The following is a 26,138-nucleotide window of genomic DNA, read 5'->3' as shown; positions in this document are numbered from 1 at the left end:
ATTCCTCCTGCAAACTAGATTATTTTCCTATCTCACGAACACTTTCCCCCAGTGCAAGTTCAAAAGGTATTATCTCATGTACTGCCTTGGTTTTCAAGTCAATTGTACGAAATAGTATTTCAAGACTGCGTTGTGCCATCGTCTGGTACCGCTGTCTTATAGTGGTCAGCTTTGGATTATAGTAATCCGCCATTGGTATTCCGTCAAACCCCACAACGGAAATATCATCCGGTACCAACAGACCTCTGTCTCGTATCGCACGAATTGCTCCAATTGCCATGACATCACTCATCGCAAATATAGCAGTCACATCCTTTGCCTTCTCCAAAAGTTTTTCCGTAGCCCGATATGCACTTCCAAAGTCAAATCTTGCTTTCACAAAATATTTATCGTAATCAAATATTCTTCCCTTTTCACCAAAGCATTTCTCGCACCCGATATAACGCTGTTCACTGACATAAGAGGAACTTAAATTTCCTCCAATTACCCCAATATGAACATGCCCCTGATTCACCAGATAATTCATGGCACATTTCGCTGCTTCCACATCATCTGTTGCTACACTGGACAGGTTCGGAAAGCCAAGATCTTTTCCTGCTGTAGACACTAATACCGATGGAACTTTTACTTCATGAAACTTTTCCCTGAAAAATGCAGGATTACCTCCGAGGAATAAAATCCCCAGAGGTTTTCTTTCACGACACTGAATAATTGCCTGTTCTACTTCATTTTCTTCTTCATCCAGATATATCATATTCAATGTATAACTGGTCTTATTTACAATCGTCTGAATTTCTTCTGCTATCCCTGAAAAAACCATATTTGACGTACCTTTTACCAGTACGCAGATGGTTTTAGAGGCAATCTGTTTCAAATGTTTGGCATTTCCATTTGGAACAAAATTGTGTTCTGCAACAATCCGCCGAATCTTCTTTTCTGCTTCCGGACTCACATCATCCCTGTTATTCAGAACCCTCGACACAGTACTTACTGAATATCCGGATTCTTTTGCAATATCTTTTATTGTCATGTTTTGTCCTGCCTTTACACTATATCTATAGCGAAATACTTATTATATAAATGCTTAACCTTTTACAGCTCCTGCAACAACGCCTTCGATAATATATTTCTGGCAGATTCCATAGAAAATGATAATTGGAAGAATTGCCAGTACCAGCATAGCCATCATTGCACCCCAGTCGATAGAGCCATATCCACCTTTCAAATACTGAATTGCAATCGGAATCGTTTTCCATTTTCTGATATCGAGTACCAGATATGGAAGAAGGTAGTCATTCCAAATCCACATTACCTGAAGAATTGCAACTGTAATTGCCGTAGGCTTTAAAATCGGGAATACAACCTGGAAATATGTCTGAATCGGGCTGCATCCATCAATCATTGCTGCTTCTTCGATTTCAAGCGGGATACTCTTTACAAAGCCGGTAAACATGAATACCGCAAGTCCTGCTCCAAATCCAAGATATACTAAAATGATTCCAACCGGATTTCCAAGATGTAACATATTTGACAGCTTGGATAATGTAAACATTACCATCTGGAAAGGTACAATCATGGAAAACAGGCAAAGGCAATATAAACCTTTTGAAAACTTATCATTCACGCGGATGATATACCATGCACACATAGATGTGCAGAGAATAATTACTGCAACAGAACATACTGTGATAAATAATGATGTTCCAAACGCATTAAAGAAGTTAATCTTGCGGATACCTTCTGCATAGTTGGTTAATCCAACAAATGCCTTCTGTACTCCGGCAACAAATCTGTCCCATCCGTCAGTCATTTTAAACGGTCCTAACTGGAACGGGAATCGGTTAATATATGCCTTTAATTTAAAGGAGTTCATAAATACGATTACAATTGGAAGTACCCACAGTACACTTAAAATAGTAAATATAATGGTAAAAATCCAGCCATGTTTTGCTTTTCTTACATTACTCATTACTGCTGCACCTCCTTACGTCTGGTCAGATAGTTCTGTCCAAGTGCAATTATTGCTACCAGAATAAAGAATACAACTGCTTTTGCCTGACCAACGCCTTCCCATCCGTTTCTACCATAGAAAGTATCATAGATGTTCAATGCTAAAAGCTGTGATCTCTTTGCAGGTTCACCTGCTGTCAATGCTAAGTTCTGGTCGAATAATTTAAATCCGTTGGTCAGTGTTAAAAATGTACATACGGTAATAGATGGCATTACCATCGGTAAGGTTACATTTTTAAGTACCTGCCAGGAAGTTGCCCCGTCGATTTCTGCAGCTTCAATCAAATCTCCAGGAATATTCTGGATACCTGCGATATAGATAATCATCATATAACCTATCTGCTGCCAGCACATCAGGATAATCATACCCCAGAAACCATATTTTTCATTATATACCAATGTTCTGCTGTAATTTGCGAGAATACCATTGAAAATCAACTGCCAGATATATCCTAATACAATACCACCAATCAGGTTCGGCATGAAGAAAATGGTACGGAACGCATTTGTTCCTCTAATACCCTTTGTTAAAAGCATCGCAATTACGAATGCAAAAAAGTTAATGGCAAGCACAGAAACAATTGTAAAGAGTGCTGTATACCATAATGAGTGAACAAATGTCTCATCTCCAAAGATTTTGGTATAGTTAGATAGTCCTACAAACTTTGCATCCGTAACAGTTGTGAATTTACAAAAAGAAAGATAGATACCCATAGCAAAAGGAATTATAAAACCAATTGTAAATGCAACTAACGTTGGAAGTGCAAAAAGAGGAAAATATTTTTTAATTGATTTGTTCATAATATTTTTCCTTTCCCTTTATAAAGGGCAGGCGATATCCGCCCGCCCTTTTTTCACATATTGTTTTAATTATATGCGATAAGTCTTACTCGTTTGCTGCTGCGTACTCAGAAGCCCAGCCATCAACGAATGCAGTTACAACATCATCCCAGGAACCTGTTCCAGCAGCATAAGCTGTTAATGCAGAACCTACGCCATCTTTCCAAGCCTCAGAAGGCATTGTTGTAAAGCACCAAGCTACAGAAGTCTTACCATCTGCAATGTACTGGTTAGCTGCATCCATGAATGCATTGCTTGCCTGATATCCATCATCAAATGAATCAAATGGTGTTGTGAAGCCCATCTGGTTAGCAACAACGTCACGTCCTGTGTCACTTGTAATAACCCAGTTCAAGAAATCTTCTGTTGCTTTGATGTTTTCTTCAGAAGCATTAGCATTAATACACCAGTAGTTCTCAGATCCTGTACAAAGTCCCTGATTCTCTTCTCCATCAACTCCGATGTAGATAGGCATCATTCCAAGGTCATCATCTGTTAATACACCAGCATTGATAATATCATTGTATGCCCATGTACCATTCTGATAGAATACAGCTTCGCCTAAGCCAAATTCAGCTGTTGCATCATCACCAGTCTTGCTTGCTAACATAGAGCCTTCGCAAGTAGAATCTGTTGTGTATAAATCCCAGATCTGTTTGTAGTTATCAAGGTAAGTTCCTTTGATAGCATCTGTAGATCCGATTCCATCTGCTTTGTATTCATAGTAGATTGGAAGGTTTGCTAAATGGGTTTTGAATCTCCAGTCAGAAGATGAATCCATACCAGCTGAAGTAAATGCACCCTTAAGGTCATATTCAGGACCAGCTGCTTCACTTACTTCTGCAAGTCTTGACTGAATATCATCTGCTACTTCTTTTAATTTTGCAAAGCTGTTGATTTCATCGATAGAAGTAACTTTAGCTCCGTCCATTCCGCAATATGCGTTTAATACGGTTTTGTTGTAAATAAGACCATAAGTCTCAAGTACATATGCGATACCTTTTACTTCGTCTCCATCTTTCAGTACAAAGTCATCACTCTTAACATGTGAATAAACATCTGTTCCTGATAAGTCTGCGCAGTAATCTTTCCATGTTGCAAGACCAACCGGTCCGTTTACCTGGAAAAGTGTAGGTGCATCAGATTTAGCCATCTCAGACTTTAAAGTCTCTTCATATGTACCAGATGCTGCTGTAACAACTTCAACTGGAACACCAGTCTCATCTGTGTAAGCTTTTGCAAGATCCTGCCACTGCTGATCCTGTTCTGGTTTGAAGTTCAAGTAGTAAACAGAACCACTTGCTGCTTCTTTGCTGTCATCTGTCTTCTCTGTTCCTGCTGCATTATTGTCAGCTGTTTTCTTGTCGTCGCTTCCACATCCAGCAACCATAGCTGCTGTCATAGATACAACTAACATAAGAGATACTAATTTTCTTTTCATAGTACATCCTCCTAAAATATAATATGCTGTCCTTCCTGAAAACCTCTTCCCCAATCTGTATACCGACTTGTCTGAAAACTGGTTGGTTACGTTCTCGGTAACGTTTTCAGTGGATGTATATAATATAACCCCATTACTCAAAAATAGCAATGGGGTTTTCAACATTTTGTACACTTATATAATTTTGGCATTCCTTTTTTGTGCACTTTTACCATTAAATTGTGTTTTTTCTATGAAAACAAGCGCTCTGCAATACGGACTGCATCTTCAATACAGCCATCGCAGCTCCGCAAAACCTTTCCGGTTTCAATTCCTTTCAATTCTTTACAGATATGAGAGCCGTTTTTTTCATCAAATGCTGCTGTCAGTCCCTTTACTGTCTGATATGTTCTGCCTTTGGTCATGCCCTTTTCAATTGCTCCCGAGCTTCCCAGTGCTCCTGCAATCATATACATGCCGGTTACTGCTCCACAGGTTCCCTGCATATCTGCCATTCCTGCGCCGAATCCTTCGGACAGACGGAATAAAGTTTCCTCGTCAATTCCAAGCTTATCACTGTAACTGCATAATACTGCCTGCGCACAGTTATAACCACTGTGATGTTTTTCTTCTGCTAATTTTACTCTTTCTTCTATTGTCATCTTCTAATCTCCTTTTTCTGTTTCCTGCTATTCTCTGTAATAACTTTTTCTTGCTTATAAAATGCTGCCTTCTGCCAAACGTTTTCTTTTCTATCCATCTGGTAAAAGATTTTTCCTGCGGATACACTCACGGCAGCTTTCAAATAATAATTTCTTACTGCCACAGACTGTTTCCGGATTCTTCATTCCTGCCTTTTCCCGCATCAGACATAATTTGTGTACCGTATCTGCATCCAGCTCCCGGTCCATTTCCATCATTTTACTCTGGTAAAGAAGTCTTGCATATAATTCTACCGACTCCATCCGGTAATAAGCTTCCGTCAGGTCCTTTCCATAAGTCAGTGCCCCATGATGCGCTAAGAGCAACGCATCAAAATAGTCAAGATATGGTGCAATGGCATCCGGTATTTCCTGCGTAGACGGCAGCCCATATTCTGCTACCGGCACACAGCCAAGACTTACAATGGATTCTGATATGATTGCACGATTTAATGCCTGACCGCCAATCGCAAAGGTTGTGGCATATGGCGGATGCGCATGTACAACTGCTCTTACATCCGGACGTTTTTCATATACTTTCAAATGCATCTTCATTTCAGAAGACGGGCGGAACCCATCCTGACAGGATAAGACTTCTCCCTGCAGATTTATCTTACATAAACATTCTTCCGTCATATATCCTTTAGATATTCCGGTTGGCGTACACAAAATTTCATTCTCTGATATACGCACAGAAAGATTACCATCATTGGCAGCCACCATTCCACTCTGATAAATTCTTTTTCCAATCTCTATCATCTGCCGGCGTATCCTGATTTCTGATTCCATCTTTCTTCCTCCATTGCCTGTAATTTCCAGATTTTATAGAAAGCCTTCACTTATTATAGTCACCCCGGTTATTTTTTGCAAATAAAATTCTCTTCATTTATCTCTTCATTCATCTTGTAAATTTATTTCCAGAATGCTACTATTTCTTATAGAATATATATTTTTCAAAAAATACAAACAATTTCTGCTTATAATATTTACTTTATATAAAAAAGGAGTTACTACATCATGAACGAACCAGTTACCAAAGAACTTGTGATACATAAAATCAAACACAATCTGCGTCGTCTGCGTACCGCCATAAAATGGATTATTTTTTCTATTCTGTCCGGTCTTCTCATCGGTATGGTGGGAATTGCCTTTTACTTTGGCATGACATGGGTCACCGATACAAGAACTGCTTATCCATGGCTCATCTTCTTTCTTCCGCTGGGTGGAATCGTGATTGTACTGCTCTATCATCTTCTCCATGATGAAAAGGATACTGGAACCAACCTGGTGCTTTCCGCCATCCACTCTGGGGATGAAATTCCACTGCGTATGGCTCCGCTTATTTTTATCTCCACCTTAATCACACACCTCTTTGGTGGTTCTGCCGGCCGGGAAGGTGCAGCACTTCAGCTTGGCGGAAGCATCGGAAATTCTCTCGGAAGACTTTTCCGTTTTGATGAAAAAGATAAACATATTATGATTATGTGCGGCATGAGTGCTGCTTTTTCCGCCTTATTCGGAACACCGATGGCTGCCGCTATTTTTCCGCTGGAAGTAGTCAGTGTCGGCATCATGCACTATTCTGCATTAGTGCCATGCGTTATCTCTGCTTTAGTAGCACATGGTCTGGCATTACACTTTCAGATTGCGCCGCCGTCCTTTGCTATTTCAGACATTCCGGAATTCGGAATTTCTTCTGCAGTTACCGTAACGATTCTTGCCGTTTTATGTGCATTGGTCAGTATCCTGTTCTGTATTTCCTTACATTACAGTGAAACCATTTACCGTAAATTTATCAAAAATCCTTACCTTCGTGCTGCGGCAGGCGGCTGCATCATTATTCTCCTCACCCTTCTGGCAGGTAATCAGGATTACAACGGAACCGGCGTTAATATTATTTCCAAATGCTTTGACGGCACAGTGGCACCGGAAGCTTTTCTTTTAAAAATTATTTTTACTGCCCTGACTCTTGGTGCCGGCTTCAAAGGTGGCGAAATTGTTCCTACTTTCTTTATCGGTGCAAGCTTCGGCTGTCTCTTTGGAACGTTGACCGGTTTCTCCCCAACCTTATGTGCCGCCATCGGTATGGCCGCCATTTTCTGTGGTGTCACCAACAGCCCGATTACTTCTTTGCTGATCAGCTTTGAAATGTTCGGCTTTGCTGCAATGCCGTTCCTGCTTCTTGCGATTGCATTCAGTTATATGCTCTCCGGCTATTACGGACTGTACCGCAGCCAGAAGATTATGTATTCAAAATTTAAGACAAGCTATATTAATAAACAGACGCACTAACTACGAGAAACACGCTTTGCGAGTTTCTCGAGTTATCGCGGTGCTTGCCAAATCTGCATGCAGGCATGCGATTTTTCTCGCTATTCGCACAAAAAGAACTTCTGCTGATTGTTTTCCAACCGGCAGGAGTTCTTCTCATATCATTCACAATATGCTATTTTTAATCTCTTCTTATAAGTATTTCTGAATCTCTTCAAATACGTTTTCTACCGGAACCTGTTCCTTTAAGGTCTTATCACGGGATGTCACTTCTACGATTCCCTGCTTCATATTTCTAGGACTTACGATAACACGAAGTGGAATTCCAAGAAGGTCTGCATCGGCAAACATAACGCCGGCACTTACGGTACGGTCATCATAGATAACTTCAATACCGGCATTCTGCATTTTCTCATATAAATCATCAGCAAAAGCCTTTACTTCTTCATTGTCCGGTCTTACTGCACAAAGGTGGACCTGCCATGGAGCAATTTCCTTTGGCCAGATTGGACCATACTCATCATGATGGGCTTCACATACAGCAGCAGCAAGTCTTCCGACACCGATTCCATAGCAGCCCATGATTGGAGTCTGTCTCTCACCATCTTTATCTACATAAGTCATCTTCATGGACTTGGTATATTTGGTTCCGAGCTGGAAGATATTTCCCACTTCAATACCTTTAGAAATACGGACGGTCTTCTTACCACATTTCGGGCAGATTCCACCTTCGTATACCTTAGCAAAATCATGATATTCTGCGTCTTTTACATCACGCTCCATATCAAGTCCTTTGAAGTGGTATTCCTCTTCATTTGCTCCGCAGGATAAGTTATTTCTTCCTTCCAGAGACTTATCATATAAAACCACATGAGGTGCATTGATATGTAAGCCAACTGGTCCGATATAGCCTGCATTTAATCCGCACTCTTCTGTAATAACAGCAGCATGAATCTGATCTCCAAGATAATTAACAAGCTTGGTCTCATTGATTTCCAGATCGCCACGGATAAATACAACCACATAGCTGTCATCTGAATTTTTCTGATAAACAACTGCTTTACAGGAGTTGTTTGTCTTATCGCCAAAGAATTCACAGATATCTTCAATGGTATGGATATTTGGTGTATGAACCTTTTCCAGTTCTGCTGATTCTGCGGCTCTTGGAATGTCAGAAATATTTTCTGCAGCTTCCATATTTGCTTTGTATCCACAATCATCACAAAGTACAATGGAATCTTCTCCAATCGGAGTAAGAAGCATGAACTCATGGGAAAGACTTCCACCCATCATACCGGAATCAGATGCAACGGATACCACTTCCGGAATACCGGCTCTTTCAAAAATACGCTCATATGCCTTGTGTACTCTCTGATAATACTGTTCCAAATCTTCCTGGCTGGTATGGAAGGAATATGCATCCTTCATGGTAAATTCTCTCACACGGATTAATCCGGCACGAGGTCTTGCTTCATCACGGAATTTGGTCTGAATCTGATAAATCATAAAAGGATATTTGGTATAGCTCTGTGCATACTCACGAACCAGCTGTACGGCTGCTTCTTCATGGGTCATACCAAGTACCATCCTGGCACCGTTTCTGTCTGTGAAACGAAGCAGCTCGTCTCCGATGCTTTCATATCTTCCGGATTCTTCCCAGATAGATGCAGGCATAACAACCGGGAACTGAACTTCCTGTCCGTCTACCTTGTCCATCTCTTCACGAAGAATCTGCTCAATCTTACGTGTAATTCTCTTTAATGGCAGGAATGAAGAATAGATACCATTTGCCACATATTTGATGTATCCACCTTTTACCATAAGTGCATGACTGTCAATCACACAATCTGCCGGTCTCTCTTTAAACCGGTCACCAACTAATTTTTCCAGTTTCATTTTCTTATCTCCTTTTTCTATTCTTGCAACTCATCTGCTTAAAGCAATATAAAAGCCCTAAGCTATGATTTAGCTTAGGGCGAATGTTTCATCCGTGGTACCACCTAAATTCAGGACTGCTCCTGCACTCCGGCACATCTTCTTATGCCTTCTCTCTGTAACGGGAGAACCCGACATACCTTCACTTCTGCTTGGATATGCAGCTCCAAGACTGGTTCATCATCTTCCGTCAAAAACTCTCACCTGCCGTTTTCTCTCTGAAGGCTTCCAATGATTACTATTTCTCTTCCACACTTTCTCATATATTTTACCAACGGATATTTTACTTGTCAATCCTTTTATTCCGCAATTTCGGTTGTGTTTTCCGTATCCCCGTCTTGTAGAGTATCAGCTTCTTCTGTCTCTTCCGGCTGTTCAGTCGCCGATTCCTCAGTACTCTCCGTTACTGTAAGATCCGCGATTCCTTTCTGATAAGTGGTATATACTGCACTTCCTGCCAGATAAATACTGTCAGACTGATCTGTCTTTACATAATACTGGCTCAGCATGTCATTTTTATTTCCGATCAGAAGTGTTGTTGTTCCATCCCCTGTCGTCAGGGTAATGGTATTTGACGGCGTTTCAAGCCCATACTCTGATAAGTCCTCATAATCCCTGATTTCCTGGTCTGCTGTAAGCTGTGCTACGGTGGTAACCAATGTTTCCACGGCATCCTGGTCTAATGCAATGCTTTTATCTGCCTCATAATACCATGTATCATCTTCTTTTACAAAAGACAGTGTCTCATTATTATATTGATAAGAAAATGCATTTACATCTTCTGTGTTAACATCTGTCACCATAACTTTGGATGCTTCTTCCTCTTCCTGTTTTTTCTGTTCCTGGCTCTTATTCCACTTCGTCAGGCCAACCCATGCAACAATACAGATAAGAAGCAGGACGCATAAAGCAATCAACTGTTTTTTCTGTTTCTTCATTACTTCTTTCTCCTTCTCATCCAGATTACGATACCGATTGCAAGAAGCAATAACGGAATTACTGCAATGCCGATTACAGCTGATGCAATGACAACCGAAGCCGGTACGGTCAGAGTACTGCTGTCATATTCTTTGACCGGAATCACAACTGCTGAACCGCTGTCTTCCGGAATATAGCTTGCAATGGATTTTGAAAATACGGATAAATTATTTCCGGATACCATACTGTCTGCATCATCCGTAAACATACTCATGGAAGAATATACCAATATATCAGCACTTGCATCATCCAGCGTTTTTTCTGCTTTTAATCCCACGGTAAACGGTCCTGCAATATCATCCTCCGTCTGCTCTAAGGAGCTTGTAGCATCTGTCTTACTGTACGCTGCATCCGAAGTGGTAAGTAAAGGTGTATAGGTTACATTTCCGGTATCGGTATTATAGGTAAGACCTACTGCATACGGTGTAAATACATAGCCATCCACACCGGAAGTCAGCGCACTGCTTTCTACATTTGGTAAAAGATAATATGGTGCCTGATAATAAGAACCGGTATTGCTCTCCATCACCATTCCATCTACTGCAGTAATGCCAAACTCATTTAAAACCGAATAAAAATTACTCATATCAGCATCTGTATAAGATAGCGTTACAAAAAGTTTTCCACCTTTATTGATATAATCAATTACTTTTGACGCATCATCGGATGAAAAATCAGAGGTCGGTCCATTGATAATAAGTGCCTGTGCATCTTCCGGAATGCTGTCTGCCTGCATCAGGTTGAGGCTGTTTAAAGTGACATTTGCTTTCTCAACAGCATCTTTAAAATTACCGTTCAATGCTGTCTCACCATGTCCCTGCAGTTCGTACATAACCGGCATTTCATTCGATGTGACATAGGAAATGGCACTGGTAAGCTGTCCCTCTCCATCATAACCTGTAGTCTGGCTGCTATAAGTACTGTAATCTATACTGGTCTCATAAATATTGCTGTAATTAATTACTTTGGAACGTTTACTGCTTTCTACAATCAGACTCTTTCTGGTGATAGATGTATCATCCGTATAATCCCGGTAAAAATTCGGATAAACGGAGGGGTCTTTATATTCTACCGAAATATGGGAAGATTCGCCTTCATAACGCTTTAATGTCGTTGCAAGGGTATCATCCATATTTCCTTCCGCTTCCAGAACATAAATAGTGACATCCTCATCCAGATTATGAAGAATCTCTTTTGTATCATCAGAAATGGAATACATCTTCTGTGCTGTCAAATCAATAGACGTAATGGAAGATGGCAATGCATTTACTACAAGGTTTACTGCGACTGTAACCACGATTCCGATCACAACCATGGCAGAACTGAATACGCCAAGCTTTAATTTCTTACTGCTCATACTCCAGCGACGCTTCTGTATGGACTGTACCGTCAGGAACAAAAACAGGATAATCATGGAAATATAATATACAATGCCTGATACATCAAGAATTCCCTGCATCAGCATATCCATGTGTTTTGTCAAATCATAACATCCTAAAATCTTTGTAATCATATTTCCATTCTGTGAAATCAGATTGGTAATTCCGGTCATCAGATATCCCACAAAGAGAAATACAAAGGTTAATACTGCAGAAATTACAATACTTTCTGTCAGTGAAGATACAAAGGTTCCAATGGCAATACAGGTCATACCATATAACCAGAAACCCAGTACTCCCACATAGCTCTTTGCAAAAGCAACGTTTCCATATGCTGACATAATTAACGGTGCCAGACACATAACCGCTGCACTGATGGTAAATACGGTTCCGGTGGCGAGATATTTTGCCAGAACCACTTTTTCTACTGATACCGGCGAAGTTAAAATCAGCTGGTCTGTCTTATTCTTCCGCTCCTCTGCCAGGGTACGCATCGTAAGAATCGGCACAGTAACCAGAAACAGAAACGTTACTGCTGATAAAGTACTGCTGATATCTGTCGAACCATAATACATATTGTATACATAAAAATAAAGGCCAAACAGTGCCAGTGTTGCTGCAATAAAAATCCATCCTGTCACTGTCTGAAAATAAGATTTTAATTCTCTTTTCCATATTGCACGCATTATTCTTCCTCCTTTGAAGTAAGTTCAAGAAAGATATCTTCCAGCGATTTACCACCGTTTATCATTTCCAAAATCGGCATATCACTTTCTGCACAAATATGAAAAATCTCTTCTCTGACATCTTTATTTTTTTCTGCCGTTACAGTCACCTCAGTAACTCCATCCTCTGGCAGTTCTTTCGTTTCTACTGCAGTAATATGTTCTGCATCTGCAAAAACTTCTTTTATTTTTTCTTCTTCAGCTTTTAACTTAAGCTCGATTACCTGTCCACCGGACATCCGCTCTACCAGTTCTTCTGTTTCTTCCGATGCAACTAATTTTCCATGGGAAATAATAAATATGTAATCACATACTGCCCGGACTTCCGAAAGGATATGGGAACTTAAAATTACAGTATGCTTCTTGCCAAGACTCTGAATCAGATCACGGATTTCAATAATCTGTTTCGGGTCTAAGCCTACTGTAGGCTCATCTAAGATAATAACTTCCGGATAACCTAAAATTGCCTGTGCCAGTCCGACTCTCTGCCGGTATCCTTTGGACAGATTTTTAATCAGTCTGCCTTTCATATCAGTAATCTTTGTGGTTGCCATGGCATCTTCTACATATGGTTTCCGGTTCTCCTTTGGAATCTTCTTAAGTTCTGCTGCAAACAAAAGATATTCTTCTACCGTCATATCCATGTATAAAGGTGGCAGCTCTGGCAAATAGCCAATACATTTCTTTGCTTCCTCCGGCTGTGCCAAAATATCAAATCCATTGATTTTAATAGTTCCCTCTGTTACCCCCAGATATCCGGTAATCATGTTCATTGTAGTTGATTTGCCTGCACCATTCGGTCCTAAGAAGCCATAAATTCTTCCCGGCTCAATGGTAAGATTCAAATCATCTACCGCTACATGCGTCCCGTATTTTTTCGTCAAATGACTAATCTCTATCACGTCTCTTCCTCCTTATAACATCTCACCTCAGAAAGTTTATGAGAAAGTTGTGTTAAAAAGACGATGTTTTTGTGATAAAAATGCGGTCAAACTGTGTTTTTTGTGTGACGGAATTAATCTAATAATTCTTCAAAGCTTAGGATATAGCGGTCAGATAGCTGCATGATTTCATTTTTCTCATAGGAGGAATGGATATCTTCCACACCTACCACATAGAAATCATCCATCTTTGCACCTTCCACACCTTTTAAAATATCTTCATATACCACACACTGCTCCGGTTTCAAAGAAAGCTTTTCTGCTGCAAGCTGGTACACATCCGGGAATCCCTTTCCCCGTCTCACTTCCTGCGTCACTGTAAATGCATCAAAATATTTCATGATGCCGCAATGGGTAAGACAGGGACGAAACAGCCTCTCATCGGAAGAAGTTGCTGCTGCAATCTTAATTCCTTCTGCCTTTAATTGCTTCAGGTAATCTATAACACCAGCTTTCAACTTTACTTCATTGGTATAAGCTTCAATCGCCATATCAAACCATTCTTTGATAATCTCTTCTTCGGACTCCGGCAGATTAAAACGCTCTTTGGTATATTCTGCTGCCGCATCAAAGTTCTTTGAAGTAATTGCTACCAGATAATCATCCGGCACAACAAATCCTCTTTTGCCAAGAAAATCCTCATCAATTTTCCGCCATACTCCCATGGAGTCTAAAAGAGTGCCATCTAAATCAAAGATGGCACCCATTCTATTGTCAATCATATATTTTCCTTTACATTCTGTCTGGTGCAGAGAAACCTAATACATCGATACAAACCTCTAATGTCCGCCTGGTCAGTGTTAATAAACGAACATAGGAAGCCTGCACTGCCTCGTCTTCTTCTGCCATAATCTTTGTCTCATGATAAAAATGATTCAATGCATTTGCCAGGTCATAGATATAAGAACATACCTTATGTGGTGCTGTCTCTTCGTAGGCATTTTCCATCATGGCATTGAAACGGGTCAGCTCTAACATCAATGCCTTCTCGCTTTCGGAATGTGCCGGAAGAATTGCTGCTGTTCCTGCTTCTTTTCCTGCTTCTTTATATTTGTTCAGAATGGATTTGATCCGGACAATCGTATAAAGAATATATGGGCCTGTATTTCCTTCAAATGAAGTAAAACGGTCGATATCAAAAATATAATCCTTGGAAGCCTGATTGGAAAGGTCTCCGTATTTTACTGCAGAAAGTGCAACTACTTTTGCGGTTGCCTTTGCTTCCGCTTCTTCTACCGTACGGTTCTCTGTAATCTTGCGGTACATCTCATCATTGATGCTGGAAAGCAGTGTCTCTAACCGCATGACACCACCCTCTCTGGTCTTAAATGGTTTTCCGTCTTTTCCATTCATGGTACCAAAACCTAAAAACTGAAGCTCTGTATCATCATCCACAAGATGTGTCTTTCTGGCACAACGGAACACCTGTGTAAAATACAGCTCCTGACGTTTATCCACTACATAGATAATTTTATCCGGATGATAGTCTTTCATACGCCATACAATCGTAGCAAGGTCTGTTGTGTTATAAAGAGAAGCCCCATCGGATTTTAAAATCATACATGGCGGGATTTCTTTCGTATCAGTCTCTTCTTTGACATCTACTACCAGTGCACCATCACTGATATATGCATAACCGTCATCCTTCATCTTCTGTACCATGTCCGGGATATATGGCTGTGCGTCAGACTCACCCTTCCATAATTCAAAAGATACATTTAAATTAGCATAATTCTTCTTTAAATCCGTTACAGATACATTTAAAATATGGGAAAGTAATGCCTGATAGCCTCTTCTCCCATGCTGCAATTCATAAGTTGCCTGCATGGCAGCTTCTTTATAAGCTGCATCCTCTTTGGATTTTCCGCTGGCTGTCGGATAAATTTCTTCCAGCTCGGAAATGGTAAATGGAGGCTCAACCGGATATTCTCCCTCATAATTTTCATCAAAATAGCAAAGTTCCGGTTTACGAAGCTTTAACTCAGTAATAATCAGTCCCATCTGAAGACCCCAGTCTCCCAGATGCACATCACCAATCATATTGTGTCCCATGAATTTACCAATACGTTTGATGCTTTCACCGATAATAGCAGAACGTAAATGTCCTACATGAAGTGGTTTTGCAACGTTTGGTCCGCCATAGTCAATCATGATGGTCTTTGGATGTTCCACCTTATCACAGCCTAAACGCTCTGTATCCTCCTGCATCTTACTGATATAGGAAGCCACAAATTCATTATTCAGCTTTAAGTTAAGGAAGCCAGGTTTTACAGCTTCTACGGATTCAAACATTGCGTTATCCTTAAGCTGTGCTACTACTTCCTCCGCAATCATAATCGGTGCTTTCTTATATTCTTTTGCAGCAGCCATAGCGCCGTTGCACTGATATTCACATAAGTCCGGTCTGTTTGAAACAGTTACTTTTGCATATTTTGCATCAAGTCCGGCTGCTTCAAATGCTTTCACCATCTCATCTGTTATTAAATCCAGTATCTTTCTCATTCTTTCTCATGTTCCTTTCTGAGCATTCTATTTTTCCATTTTATACTCAAAGGCAAGCAGTTGTCAACTACGCCAGAAAGTGTTCTGCCATCAGAATTGTTCCGATTTTCTGCACCTCTCCGGTAAGGAACACGCTGCCATCCTCTCCGATTTCTATCAGTAACTGCCCACCCGGCATCGTGACTTCAATTCTGTCATCCACCAGTCCCAGCTTATGGGATGCTGCCGCTGCTGCACAGGCTCCGGTTCCGGAAGCTAAGGTATATCCGGCTCCCCGCTCATAGATTTCCACCCGGATATGACCTCTATCCATTACTTTACAAAGCTGCATATTAATCCGGTTTGGAAAATAAGATGCATTTTCCACATAAGGTCCTAATTCCATTGCCTTTTCTTTACTGATTTCATCTAAATGAATCACGCAGTTCGGATTTCCCATGGAAACACAGGTTGCCCGGTAAGGATGGTCATGAAAAACCAGAGGCCTGTTTATAATTTCCGGAGGCGTACCTACATAAGCAAGTACCCCTCCGGTAAATTGTGGTATTCCCATATTTACTTTCATAAGACTTCCGTCTTCATTTAAAAAATCAATCCTTACTTCGCCTGCCTTGGTATAAAGGCTAAACGGTCTGTGTCTGATATATCCGGCATCTAATAAATATTTTGCAAAAATCCGAACACCATTTCCGCTGCGCTCTGCTTCACTTCCATCCGGGTTAAATATCTTTACATAAAGCTTCTCATCCTGCCATATCGGTCCATATAAAATGCCATCAGCTCCTGCACCAATATTTCTTCTGCATAGCTTTACAATATGACGTTCCAATAAATGTATCTTATTCTTATTCGGGTCGAGTACAAGATAATCATTTCCTAATCCATGATACTTCTGTAACAGCAAGGCATCATCCATACTTATGCTCCAGTTTTACTTCTTATTACAATATATGAATGAGATATTGTCCGTTAGAACCCGACTTATTCCTGTTCTGTTTCAACGGTCGCTTCTATGACCTCAGGCACTTGTTCTCCACTGTCTGTCTGTTTCTCCACCACCTGCGGTGTTTCCACCTCCTGTGACACTTCCGCTGCCTGCGGTGTTTCTTTTCGTTCAGGACTCTTTTCTCCTAAAATAGCAGATAACTTATCATCTGAAATCGTTTCATCTGCTTCTTCTTTCTGTAAACGTGCTCTTTCTTCCTCAATCTGCTGCCTTACTGCCGCATCAATCTCACGCTGCTTTTTTTCTTCTTCCTCTGCAGCCACTCTTGCAAGACGATCAAGAATCTCCTGTGCCCGCTGTTCATCCTGCTGTTTCTTGCGTGCGGCTAAAATCTCTTCTTCCGACATGTAATGAACATTCCAGCGTTTCACAATACTATGAGCAATTCGATCTCTTTCATTTCTCTTATCTATTGCATCCTGCATATTATTCCACTTCCATTTTTTCTCTTTATGTATATCATAGCTTTCACTCATTCGTTTTTCAAGATGAAAAATTATTAAATTTTTATTGTTTTCGGCATATTTTTATGTAAATAAGGACATCCTTTCTGTATCAGCCAATGGCTGCAAAAACATTTTAACCCGGAGGTACGCATCATGTCCGTCTACAAAGTTGAAATCTGCGGTGTAAATACCGCAAAGCTTCCAATCCTAAAGGAAGAAGAAAAGGCTGCTCTATTTGCCAGAATCAAACAGGGGGATATGACTGCAAGGGAAACATATATCAAAGGGAATCTTCGTCTGGTCTTAAGTGTGATTAAACGTTTTTCCGGAAATCAGGAAAATATTGATGACCTCTTTCAGATTGGATGTATCGGACTGATTAAGTCCATTGACAATTTTGATGATACACTGGGGGTAAAATTTTCCACCTATGCCGTCCCTATGATTATTGGCGAAATCCGCCGCTATCTGCGGGATAACAACAGCATCCGTGTCAGCCGTTCCCTGCGGGATACTGCCTATAAAGCCATTCATGCCAAAGAAATCCTGATGAAGAATTCCATGCAGGAGCCTACTTTACAGGAAATTGCAAAAGAAGCCGGACTTACCAAAGAGGAAATCGTCTATGCCCTAGATGCCATTCAAAGTCCGGTCAGTCTTTATGACCCGGTCTATACGGATGGTGGTGATACACTCTATGTGATGGATCAGATTAGTGATAAAAAGAATAAAGAAGATAACTGGGTGGAAGGGCTTGCCCTCTCCGATGCAATGAACCGGCTCAACGACAGAGAAAATCATATCGTTAAGCTACGGTTCTTTGAAGGCAAAACCCAGATGGAGATTGCTGATGAGATTCATATTTCCCAGGCTCAGGTCAGCCGTCTGGAAAAAACTGCTCTAAAGACTATGAAAAATTATCTTGCCCTGCATACCTGAGCTCTGATTTTTGGTGCAATTAAAATTGCCAGTGCCATTTTCACCAGGTCACCAGGAATAAAAGGAATTACACCAGCCCATAATGCTGCCATCATGTCCATCTTCGCTTCATAAGCAAGCCATGCTGTTCCTAATGCATAGCAGACAATCGTTCCAACAATCATTGCCAGCAGACATAAGAGCCATTTCTCAGTATATTTATCAATTACAATACCGGCAATGATTGCCATTGGAATAAATCCGATTAAATATCCACCGGTTGGGCCAAAAAGTTTCGCCGGTCCTGCGGTAAATCCTGAAAATACCGGTACACCAACCAGTCCAATCAGAAGGTAAATGACGTAGCTTAACGTTCCAAGCTTCCAACCCAGTAAATACAATGAGAAGTAAATAACCAGATTGGTAAGGGAAATTGGTACCGGACCAATCGGCAATGAAAATGGTGCCAGGATACAGGTCAGCGCTGTCATGATTGCTACCAGTGCCATCTGCTGTGTTGTTATTTTTCTTTTTTCCATAATAATGCTCCTATCATTGTGTTTTTTTCAGGCGATTATGAAAGGAAATACCCTATCATTCACTAAAATTTCAGCTATTCAAAGGACATATCTTTTAAGCCACCAGATGCCGCAATTCTAAACAGCATGTTTTCCTTTTTGCTATGAAAACAGTCTTTCCAATGTTTGACAAGATAGCGGTGCTGTCCGTTGAAGGTACGGATGCATTAGAATGACTGTTAGGGGCACTTGGAATTTCGTCTGTCACCCGGCAACGCTGGCACAGGGATGTGCCAGCGAGGCGCATCTGAACATGGATGTAAATATGCGCCGGTTGCCAGACGAATCCATATATGTTCCGAAATTCTTAGTGCCCCTTGCAGACGTTCGGCTGCATCCGTATTCAACGGACAGTGCCGCTATCTAAGTCAAAGCAACGGAAAGACAGTCTGCATTCAAGGAAAACATGCCGCTAAGAATTGCTGACATCTGGTGCCGGATAAAATATAGTCCTTTGAATATCTGAATATTTTATTGGTAATATTGGTATTTCTTTTCACAATCGCCTAAAAATACCCTATAGATTTTATCCATAGGGTATTATATGGTATTCTGGCTTATATTGTCAACCTATATTTGCAAAAGGTTAACATTCCGTTTTTACGGTGCAGCTTTATTTCTGTTTTTACGCTTCGTTTGATACCTTCACCAGCTCTGATAACTTCCCTGCTGCTTTTCCACTGTCGATTGCTTCTTTTGCAAGGGTGATTCCATCTTCAATGGTGGATGCTGCTCCACCAACATACAGGGTTGCTCCGGCATTCAGTAATACGATGTCGCGTTTTGCGCCTTTTTCTTCTCCGGAGAGAATTTTCTTTGTGATAGCGGCGTTTTCTGTTCCATCGCCACCACGCAGTTCTTCTAAGGAAGCACGTTTTAAACCAAACTGCTCCGGTGTTATGGTAAATGTATTTACTTTTCCATCCTTGATTTCAGATATTACGGTCTCAGTTGTTGTTGTGATTTCATCCATATTGTCTTTGCCGCTTACTACAAAGGCACGTTCAACGCCAAGCCTGCTCATGGCAAGGGCAATTTTTTCTGTCAGGGCTGCATCATAAACACCTACCACCATATTTTTTGCTCTGGAAGGATTGGCAAGAGGTCCTAAAATATTGAACACAGTACGCACACCCATTTCCTTTCTTGCCTGACCTACATATTTCATGGATTTGTTAAAGAGCTGTGCAAACATAAATCCGATTCCGGCTTTCTCCACGCAGGCTTCTACATTTGCAGGCTCTGCCATAATATTTACGCCCAGTGCCTCTAATACATCACCGGCTCCGCTCTTTGAAGAAATGGAACGATTGCCATGCTTTGCTACCGGGAGTCCGGCTGCTGCAACGACAAATGCAGAAGTGGTAGACACATTAAAAGTATAAGTACAGTCTCCACCGGTTCCAACCAGATCCACATAATTAGAAACCTTCGGTGAAATAGTATCTGCCTTATCCCTGAGCACTCCTGCAAACCCGGTTAATTCATCTAATGTCTCACCTTTCATACGGAGTCCCATTAAAAAAGCACCAATCTGTGCCTGGGATGCTTCCCCGCTTAATAAGATTTCCATTGCTGCTTTTGCCTGTTCTTCTGTTAAATCTTTTCCTTCTGCAACCAGTTCAATATATTCTTTCATCGTAAATTTCTCCTTTACTGATTCAGTTCTTTTTTAAATGTGCCACAATAAGTTCCAATTGTCTGTAAATCATAATCATTTTCTTCCATCAGTCTGATGAAATGTGAGCCTACAATTGCTCCGTCGATAATATTTTTCATCGGTGCAACATCCTCTGCAGTACGGATACCAAAGCCCATCATAACAGGAATCTTTGATACTTCTTTTACACTGCCAAGATAATCAATTACACTCTTATGGAAGGTTGCTTCCTGTCCGGTTACACCCATGGAAGATACGCAGTAAACAAATCCTCTTGCATCCTTTAAAATCTCAGGAATTCTGTCTTTCGAAACCGGAGATACCAGTTGGATAAGAATCGGTGCATTTTCCTTCTGTAAAAATTCCTTTATCTCATCCTGTTCCTCTAATGGCAGATCCGGAATAATCAGTCCGTCTACTCCGCTTTCAATACATGCATCCACAAAGGCTTCCACACCATAGTGAAGTATGGTATTGTAATACATCATAAATACAATTGGAATCTCAATTTTTGCACTGCGAAGCTTTTTCATGGCTTCTAATACTTTCTTTAAATTCACACCTTTTAAGATGGCATGATAGGAAGCATCCTGAATAACCGGACCGTCTGCTACCGGGTCTGAAAATGGAATTCCAAGCTCGATGATGTCTGTCCCCGCCTGCTCCTGTGTGCGGATAATCTCCTGCATTTTATCAAAGTCCGGCATTCCTGCTGTCATATATGTAATAAATGCTTTTTTGTTCTGTTCTTTTAACTGTGCTAATTTTTCTTCGATTCTGTTCATGCTGCACCTCCTAATTTAAATAACCCTTTCCTGCAAGATAATCTGCAATTGTATTTACATCCTTGTCGCCTCTTCCGGAAAGGCAAACCACCATAATATCATCCGGCTTCATTTTCTTCGCCTGCTTCTTTGCATATGCCACTGCATGGGCACTTTCGATTGCCGGTATGATACCCTCTAATTTACAAAGCTCCATTAATGCATCCATGGCTTCATCATCCTTGATTGCAACATATTCTGCTCTGCCGCTGTCCTTAAGATAGGCATGCTCCGGTCCAACCCCCGGATAATCCAGTCCTGCGGAAATGGAATGGGCAAGCTGCACATTTCCATCCTCATCCTGTAATAAATAGGAACGCATACCATGTAATACGCCAGGCTCGCCCAATGCCATGGCACTGGCATGCTCCCCTGTCTCAATTCCCTTTCCGGCAGCTTCTACACCAATCAGTTTTACATCCTTTTCTTCAATAAAATCTGCAAACATTCCGATAGAATTAGAACCTCCGCCAACACATGCCATAACCACATCAGGCAGTCTTCCTTCCTGCTCTAAAATCTGTTTCTTTGCTTCTTTGCTGATGACGCTCTGGAAATATTTTACCATCTTCGGATAAGGATACGGTCCAACAGCGGAACCGATTACATAAAAGGTATCCTCTGCGGTTTTTGCCCAGGTACGAATTGCCTCATTAGTAGCATCCTTTAAGGTATTACTTCCGGATGTAACCGGCACTACTTTAGCTCCCAGCATTTCCATACGCATTACATTCAGTGACTGACGTTTCATATCCTCCGCTCCCATATATACGGTACATTCCATATTAAAAAGAGCTGCTCCGGTTGCAGTTGCCACGCCATGCTGTCCTGCTCCGGTCTCTGCGATTACTTTGGTCTTTCCCATTCTCTTAGCCAGAAGAATCTGACCGATTACATTGTTAATCTTGTGGGCTCCGGTATGATTTAAATCTTCTCTCTTTAAATATATCTTTGTTCCGTATGCTTCACTTAAGCGGCTTGCAAAGTAAAGTGGTGTCTCTCTGCCTACATATTGTTTCAGATAATAGTCCACTTCCTTTAAAAATTCTTCATCCTTTGTATACTTTTCAAAAGCATCATCCAACTCTTTTAAAGTATTCATCAATGATTCTGCTACATACTGTCCACCAAATGCTCCATAATAACTCTTCTTATTCATGTTCTCTCACCTTTCTTACAAATGCTTCTACTTTTTTATAATCTTTTCCATGTTCTCCTTCTACCGAAGAACTGACATCTACTACATCAGGTTCAAATAACCGGATACCTTCTTCTACATTTTCACTGCTTAAGCCGCCGGCTAAAATAAATGGTATCCTTCTTTCCTGCCATTCCCTTCTTTTTTTCATCGGAAAATCCTGCCAGGAAAAAGTCTTTCCACTGCCATATTCCGGTGCGTCTAATAAAATGCCGGAAGTACCATCCGGAACATTTATTTCTTCTGCTTCTTCCCTGCTTCGCACCTGATATGCTACCCAGACCGGAATTTTAAGATTTTCAGGGAATTCCTGCATCTTATGTATCTGCAGAATATCAAAACCCGCTTCTATAATTTCATCTATCAAATCCGGTGCGGGATTTACTGTAACTGCCACAGTTTTAATAGAAGGATTCAAATGTTTCTTAATTTCTTTTGCCTGTTCTATCGAAACGTTTCGTTTGCTTTTTTCAAAGAATACAAAGCCTGCATAATCTACCTGCATCCGGTTCAGCACTTCTGTCTCAGATTCTCTTGTGATGCCACAAATCTTAATCTTTGTCATGCCATTTCTCCTTACTTTGCGGCTTCCTTATAAACCTGTTTCCAGTGGGCTGCCAGCGCCTTGGGATTTTCATGTTCCATAAATGCTCTTCCGATTAAGAATCCGCTGACACCGCAATCTGCAAGATATGCCACATCATCATCTCTTACAATTCCGCTTTCTGCGATTAAGAGTTTATCCTTTGGCACCATCTTAGAAAGTGTTTTGGTTCGTTCCAGCGAAATGGTAAAATCTTTAAGATTACGGTTGTTGATTCCAATGATGTCTGCATCCAGCTTCAATGCCCGTTCCATTTCCCATTCATCATGGGTTTCCACCAGTACATCTAACTTTAATTCCTTTGCAAGCTGATAAAAGTCATACATTTCCTTGTCATCTAAGATTGCTGCTATCAGTAATACCGCATCTGCATCAATGGCTTTTGCTTCATAAAACTGATATTCTTCAATCATAAAATCTTTCCGTAACATTGGAAGCGGAGTCAGATTTCTTACTTTCCGGAAATAATCAGTATTTCCAAGGAAATGCTTCTCCTCTGTCAGGCAGGATACCGCATCCACAGAAGCGGTATAATCTTCCATCCGCTCTTCCAATGTAATCCTGCTTTCTATCTTTCCAAGGCTTGGGGATGCATTTTTAAATTCTCCGATAATGGAAAGTCCATCTTTGGCAAGATTCTGATAAAAGCTTCTTATCTTTTCTTTCTTTTCCGCCTCTTCTCTTAACTTCTCTTCCGCTAATGTCCGCATCACGGTCAGATCTGTTTTCTGCTTATCCCGAAAAAGCTGCTCTCTTTTATCTGCAACAATTTCATCTAATATCATGTTCTATATCCTCCCGTTTAAGAAATTCTCTATCATACGCTTCCCATGCTGTGTATAAATGGATTCCGGATGGAACTGTAATCCAGCTACCGGATAATCTTTATGGCGCATTGCCATGATTTCGCCATTCTCTGTCTCCGCCGTTACCACAAGACACGCCGGAAGACTATCTTTCTGAACAGCCAGGGAATGATATCTTGCCACCTGAATCGGGCTTTCAATTCCCTGAAAGATTCCTGTGCCGTCATGGGCAATCAGGGACTGTTTTCCATGATATAATTCCTTTGCATAGCTCACTACGCCGCCAAAGGCTTCCCCGATACACTGATGTCCTAAGCAGATGCCAAGGATTGGAATTGTCTTATAAAATTCCTTCACCACATCCATACAGATGCCGGCATCCTTCGGTGCTTTTGGTCCCGGAGAAAGAATGATGCGTTCCGGGTTTATGGTGCGGATTTCTTCTATTGTAATCTTGTCATTCCGTTTTACGATAATGTCCTTCGTAAAAGTTCCTATATACTGATACAGGTTATAGGTAAATGAATCGTAGTTATCAATCAGCAGTATCATAAGTTCTCCTCCTCAACCAAAGTCTTTGCCAATGCCATTACTTTATTGCAGCATTCATAATATTCATTTTCCGGTACGGAATCTGCTACGATTCCGGCTCCTGCCTGAAGGTATACCTCATTTCCTTTCTTTACCATGGTCCGGATTGTAATACAGAAATCCATGTCTCCACCGAAATCAATATAACCGGTTGCTCCACCATACAAGCCTCTTCGTACACTTTCTAATTCATCAATGATTTCCATGGCCCGAATCTTTGGTGCTCCGCTTAAGGTTCCTGCCGGAAGGAAGGATGCCACCAAATCTAATGGATGAGATTCTCCTTTCTTGCGTCCCTCTACCTGGGAAACAATATGCATTACATGGGAATAATTCTGTACTTCCATAAACTGTGTTACCTTTACGGTTCCAAATTCACTGATTCTTCCCATATCATTTCTTGCAAGGTCTACTAACATAACATGTTCTGCCCGCTCTTTTTCATCGGAAAGTAGTTCATCCCGTAGCCGTTTGTCTTCTGCTTCATCTTTTCCTCTCTTCCGGGTTCCTGCAATCGGACAGGTGAACACTTTATTTCCCTGCTTCTTTACAATCATCTCAGGTGAACTTCCGATTACTTCAAAGGTTCCGTAATTAAAATAATAAAGATATGGAGAAGGATTTAATTCTCTTAATTCCTTATATAATTCAAAACCGGTCTGTCTGGTTTCAATCGTCCAGCGCTGTGACAATACGGTCTGGAACACATGACCTTCTCTGATATAATGTTTGATTTTCTCTACCTTTTCGCCATATTCTTCGATACTGTCTGACTTCTTAATAATTTTTCCATCGTGGTAGAAGTTCCGTTTGCATTCCTTCTTCTCCATGGCTTTCTTTATCATCTGTCCTGCCTTTTCCATTGCCTGCTCTCTTCCTTCTTCCGAAGGCTCTTCTAATACTACAGCAGTCAGTGTTTCTGCTACATGGTCTACCATAAGGAAAGAAGTCATCAACATCATCTGTATGGTTTCGATTCCGATTTCATCCGGGTTATTGTCCGGAAGCACTTCAGAATATCTTACGAAATCATATCCAAGATTTCCAACCAGTCCGCCGGAGAAGGACAGCTCTTCGTCTTCTTTTTCGATATGAAATTCACTGTAATATTCTTTCAGACGCTCCAGCGGATTTCCTTCTCTTACTTCCTCTGTGCCATCTGCTTTTGTAATCACCAGTGCATTTCCTCTTGATGTTACAATTTCTTCCGGCTCCATGCCAAAGAAAGTATAGCGGTCATAATTCTTATCGTAACTTTCTAACAGGAAGCCTTTTTTATCTCCTACCAGACTTTCGTACATGTCTGTTGATTTTTCATTGACAATGCTCACTGTTTTTTTGAATACTTTTCTGTTTCTTACCATAATCATCCTCCTATAAACCGGCTTTATAAATGCTGCTCGTGCAAAGAAAAAGTCCCTGACCGGAAAATGTTCTTTTCCAGTCAGGGACGCTTATCGCGTGGTGCCACCCATCTTCGCTATGTCTGCTTTTTACCTGTAAGTAACTAAAAAAGCGGATATTTTCAATCAGAAAATATCCGCCACTAATTCAAACATAACCTCTTGGATACAGAAGTCTCCTTCGATATCCTCGTCCCTGTAACGTGGGAAAACGGCATCCGCTACTATTGTTCACTTTGCATCTGACAAATCCATTCCGAATAAACTATCTTACCGGCTTCCACCAACGCCGGCTCTCTGTAAAGAAATCATTTACCGTACTACTTTTGCTCACTGATTTTATTTATTCAGTTCATTAATTGAGCATAGTTTATCACTGTAAAGTGATGATGTCAATGTATT

25 protein-coding genes and 2 other annotated features are annotated in these 26,138 nt (G+C 40.9%); of the genes, 3 read left to right on the top strand and 22 right to left on the bottom strand.

Annotation, left to right across the window (positions count from 1 at the left end):
• Positions 1-19: 19 nt before the first annotated feature.
• The 6 genes from DXB43_RS04200 to DXB43_RS04175 form a co-directional block, all read right to left on the bottom strand.
• On the bottom strand, positions 20-1,030 hold the full coding sequence (locus DXB43_RS04200; protein WP_117697153.1) for a LacI family DNA-binding transcriptional regulator: 1,011 nt from the start codon (positions 1,028-1,030) through the stop codon (positions 20-22).
• 54 nt (positions 1,031-1,084) lie between these two features.
• Positions 1,085-1,969 carry a carbohydrate ABC transporter permease gene (locus DXB43_RS04195; RefSeq protein WP_117840993.1) on the bottom strand — a complete coding sequence of 295 codons (885 nt, stop codon included), beginning with the start codon at positions 1,967-1,969 and terminating at the stop codon, positions 1,085-1,087.
• Entirely contained in the window at positions 1,969-2,811 is an 843-nt protein-coding gene (locus DXB43_RS04190) for a carbohydrate ABC transporter permease (protein WP_117697151.1), read from the bottom strand. The genes DXB43_RS04195 and DXB43_RS04190 overlap by 1 nt, the downstream gene beginning before the upstream one ends.
• A gap of 85 nt (positions 2,812-2,896) precedes the next feature.
• Entirely contained in the window at positions 2,897-4,291 is a 1,395-nt protein-coding gene (locus DXB43_RS04185) for an ABC transporter substrate-binding protein (RefSeq protein ID WP_117946895.1), read from the bottom strand.
• A 230-nt stretch (positions 4,292-4,521) separates the two neighbouring features.
• On the bottom strand, positions 4,522-4,932 hold the full coding sequence (locus DXB43_RS04180; RefSeq protein ID WP_117946894.1) for a C-GCAxxG-C-C family protein: 411 nt from the start codon (positions 4,930-4,932) through the stop codon (positions 4,522-4,524).
• A gap of 90 nt (positions 4,933-5,022) precedes the next feature.
• On the bottom strand, positions 5,023-5,760 hold the full coding sequence (locus DXB43_RS04175) for a class II aldolase/adducin family protein (protein WP_117697145.1): 738 nt from the start codon (positions 5,758-5,760) through the stop codon (positions 5,023-5,025).
• Between the two features lie 228 nt (positions 5,761-5,988).
• Here DXB43_RS04175 and DXB43_RS04170 point away from each other — a divergent pair, with 228 nt between their 5' ends.
• Positions 5,989-7,263, top strand: coding sequence for a chloride channel protein (locus DXB43_RS04170; RefSeq protein ID WP_117697143.1), 1,275 nt, complete (start codon positions 5,989-5,991; stop codon positions 7,261-7,263).
• 171 nt (positions 7,264-7,434) lie between these two features.
• On the opposite strand, the gene DXB43_RS04165 is transcribed toward DXB43_RS04170, so the two are convergent.
• The 8 genes from DXB43_RS04165 to DXB43_RS04130 all read right to left on the bottom strand — a co-directional run bounded on the left by DXB43_RS04165 (position 7,435) and on the right by DXB43_RS04130 (position 17,133).
• Positions 7,435-9,138: a proline--tRNA ligase gene (locus tag DXB43_RS04165; RefSeq protein WP_117697141.1), complete on the bottom strand. Its 1,704-nt coding sequence runs from the start codon at positions 9,136-9,138 to the stop codon at positions 7,435-7,437.
• A 72-nt stretch (positions 9,139-9,210) separates the two neighbouring features.
• Positions 9,211-9,438, bottom strand: a binding site (T-box leader).
• Positions 9,439-9,476: 38 nt separating this feature from the next.
• The gene (locus DXB43_RS04160; protein WP_117946893.1) at positions 9,477-10,115 is read right to left on the bottom strand and encodes a DUF4340 domain-containing protein; all 639 of its coding nucleotides are present in this window, start codon (positions 10,113-10,115) and stop codon (positions 9,477-9,479) included.
• Positions 10,115-12,220 carry a Gldg family protein gene (locus tag DXB43_RS04155; protein ID WP_117946892.1) on the bottom strand — a complete coding sequence of 702 codons (2,106 nt, stop codon included), beginning with the start codon at positions 12,218-12,220 and terminating at the stop codon, positions 10,115-10,117. Before DXB43_RS04155 ends, DXB43_RS04160 begins: the two co-directional genes overlap by 1 nt.
• Complete coding sequence (locus tag DXB43_RS04150) at positions 12,220-13,161, bottom strand: ABC transporter ATP-binding protein (protein WP_117946891.1); 942 nt, start codon at positions 13,159-13,161, stop codon at positions 12,220-12,222. The genes DXB43_RS04155 and DXB43_RS04150 overlap by 1 nt, the downstream gene beginning before the upstream one ends.
• A gap of 113 nt (positions 13,162-13,274) precedes the next feature.
• Positions 13,275-13,922, bottom strand: coding sequence for an HAD family hydrolase (locus tag DXB43_RS04145; RefSeq protein WP_117946890.1), 648 nt, complete (start codon positions 13,920-13,922; stop codon positions 13,275-13,277).
• 10 nt (positions 13,923-13,932) lie between these two features.
• Positions 13,933-15,702 (bottom strand): arginine--tRNA ligase, encoded by a 1,770-nt coding sequence (gene argS / locus DXB43_RS04140; RefSeq protein WP_117946889.1) that lies wholly within the window; start codon positions 15,700-15,702, stop codon positions 13,933-13,935.
• Between the two features lie 67 nt (positions 15,703-15,769).
• On the bottom strand, positions 15,770-16,618 hold the full coding sequence (gene dapF / locus DXB43_RS04135; RefSeq protein ID WP_117697129.1) for a diaminopimelate epimerase: 849 nt from the start codon (positions 16,616-16,618) through the stop codon (positions 15,770-15,772).
• Between the two features lie 65 nt (positions 16,619-16,683).
• Positions 16,684-17,133 carry a hypothetical protein gene (locus DXB43_RS04130; protein WP_117946888.1) on the bottom strand — a complete coding sequence of 150 codons (450 nt, stop codon included), beginning with the start codon at positions 17,131-17,133 and terminating at the stop codon, positions 16,684-16,686.
• Between the two features lie 174 nt (positions 17,134-17,307).
• Between DXB43_RS04130 and sigG the strand changes: the two genes are divergently transcribed.
• Positions 17,308-18,093 carry an RNA polymerase sporulation sigma factor SigG gene (gene sigG, locus DXB43_RS04125; protein ID WP_022242606.1) on the top strand — a complete coding sequence of 262 codons (786 nt, stop codon included), beginning with the start codon at positions 17,308-17,310 and terminating at the stop codon, positions 18,091-18,093.
• Here sigG and DXB43_RS04120 read toward each other — a convergent pair.
• Positions 18,072-18,611 (bottom strand): biotin transporter BioY, encoded by a 540-nt coding sequence (locus DXB43_RS04120; protein ID WP_117946887.1) that lies wholly within the window; start codon positions 18,609-18,611, stop codon positions 18,072-18,074. The genes sigG and DXB43_RS04120 overlap by 22 nt on opposite strands.
• Before the next feature lie 211 nt (positions 18,612-18,822).
• Here DXB43_RS04120 and DXB43_RS14995 point away from each other — a divergent pair, with 211 nt between their 5' ends.
• Positions 18,823-19,017 (top strand): hypothetical protein, encoded by a 195-nt coding sequence (locus tag DXB43_RS14995; protein WP_147337963.1) that lies wholly within the window; start codon positions 18,823-18,825, stop codon positions 19,015-19,017.
• A gap of 258 nt (positions 19,018-19,275) precedes the next feature.
• Here DXB43_RS14995 and trpD read toward each other — a convergent pair whose 3' ends face one another.
• From trpD to trpE, 7 genes are read right to left on the bottom strand one after another with little or no spacing between them, the layout of a single operon-like run.
• Positions 19,276-20,289: an anthranilate phosphoribosyltransferase gene (gene trpD / locus DXB43_RS04115; protein ID WP_117946886.1), complete on the bottom strand. Its 1,014-nt coding sequence runs from the start codon at positions 20,287-20,289 to the stop codon at positions 19,276-19,278.
• Positions 20,290-20,303: 14 nt separating this feature from the next.
• Complete coding sequence (gene trpA, locus DXB43_RS04110; RefSeq protein WP_117946885.1) at positions 20,304-21,095, bottom strand: tryptophan synthase subunit alpha; 792 nt, start codon at positions 21,093-21,095, stop codon at positions 20,304-20,306.
• Between the two features lie 10 nt (positions 21,096-21,105).
• Positions 21,106-22,293, bottom strand: a complete 1,188-nt coding sequence (trpB, locus tag DXB43_RS04105) for a tryptophan synthase subunit beta (RefSeq protein WP_022242610.1) — start codon at positions 22,291-22,293, stop codon at positions 21,106-21,108.
• Positions 22,286-22,897 carry a phosphoribosylanthranilate isomerase gene (locus tag DXB43_RS04100; protein ID WP_117946884.1) on the bottom strand — a complete coding sequence of 204 codons (612 nt, stop codon included), beginning with the start codon at positions 22,895-22,897 and terminating at the stop codon, positions 22,286-22,288. Before DXB43_RS04100 ends, trpB begins: the two co-directional genes overlap by 8 nt.
• A gap of 11 nt (positions 22,898-22,908) precedes the next feature.
• Positions 22,909-23,721, bottom strand: coding sequence for an indole-3-glycerol phosphate synthase TrpC (gene trpC / locus DXB43_RS04095; RefSeq protein WP_117946883.1), 813 nt, complete (start codon positions 23,719-23,721; stop codon positions 22,909-22,911).
• Between the two features lie 3 nt (positions 23,722-23,724).
• Positions 23,725-24,294, bottom strand: a complete 570-nt coding sequence (locus DXB43_RS04090; protein WP_117946882.1) for an anthranilate synthase component II — start codon at positions 24,292-24,294, stop codon at positions 23,725-23,727.
• Positions 24,291-25,697, bottom strand: a complete 1,407-nt coding sequence (gene trpE / locus DXB43_RS04085) for an anthranilate synthase component I (protein WP_117946881.1) — start codon at positions 25,695-25,697, stop codon at positions 24,291-24,293. Before trpE ends, DXB43_RS04090 begins: the two co-directional genes overlap by 4 nt.
• Before the next feature lie 79 nt (positions 25,698-25,776).
• Positions 25,777-26,079: a binding site (T-box leader), on the bottom strand.
• Between the last annotated feature and the right edge of the window lie 59 nt (positions 26,080-26,138).

The organism is Roseburia sp. OM04-10BH (assembly GCF_003462605.1).
GTDB lineage: Bacteria > Bacillota > Clostridia > Lachnospirales > Lachnospiraceae > Roseburia_C > Roseburia_C amylophila.
The sequence above is the reverse complement of the archived record's forward strand: the minus strand, read 5'-3'. Positions and strand labels throughout refer to the sequence as shown.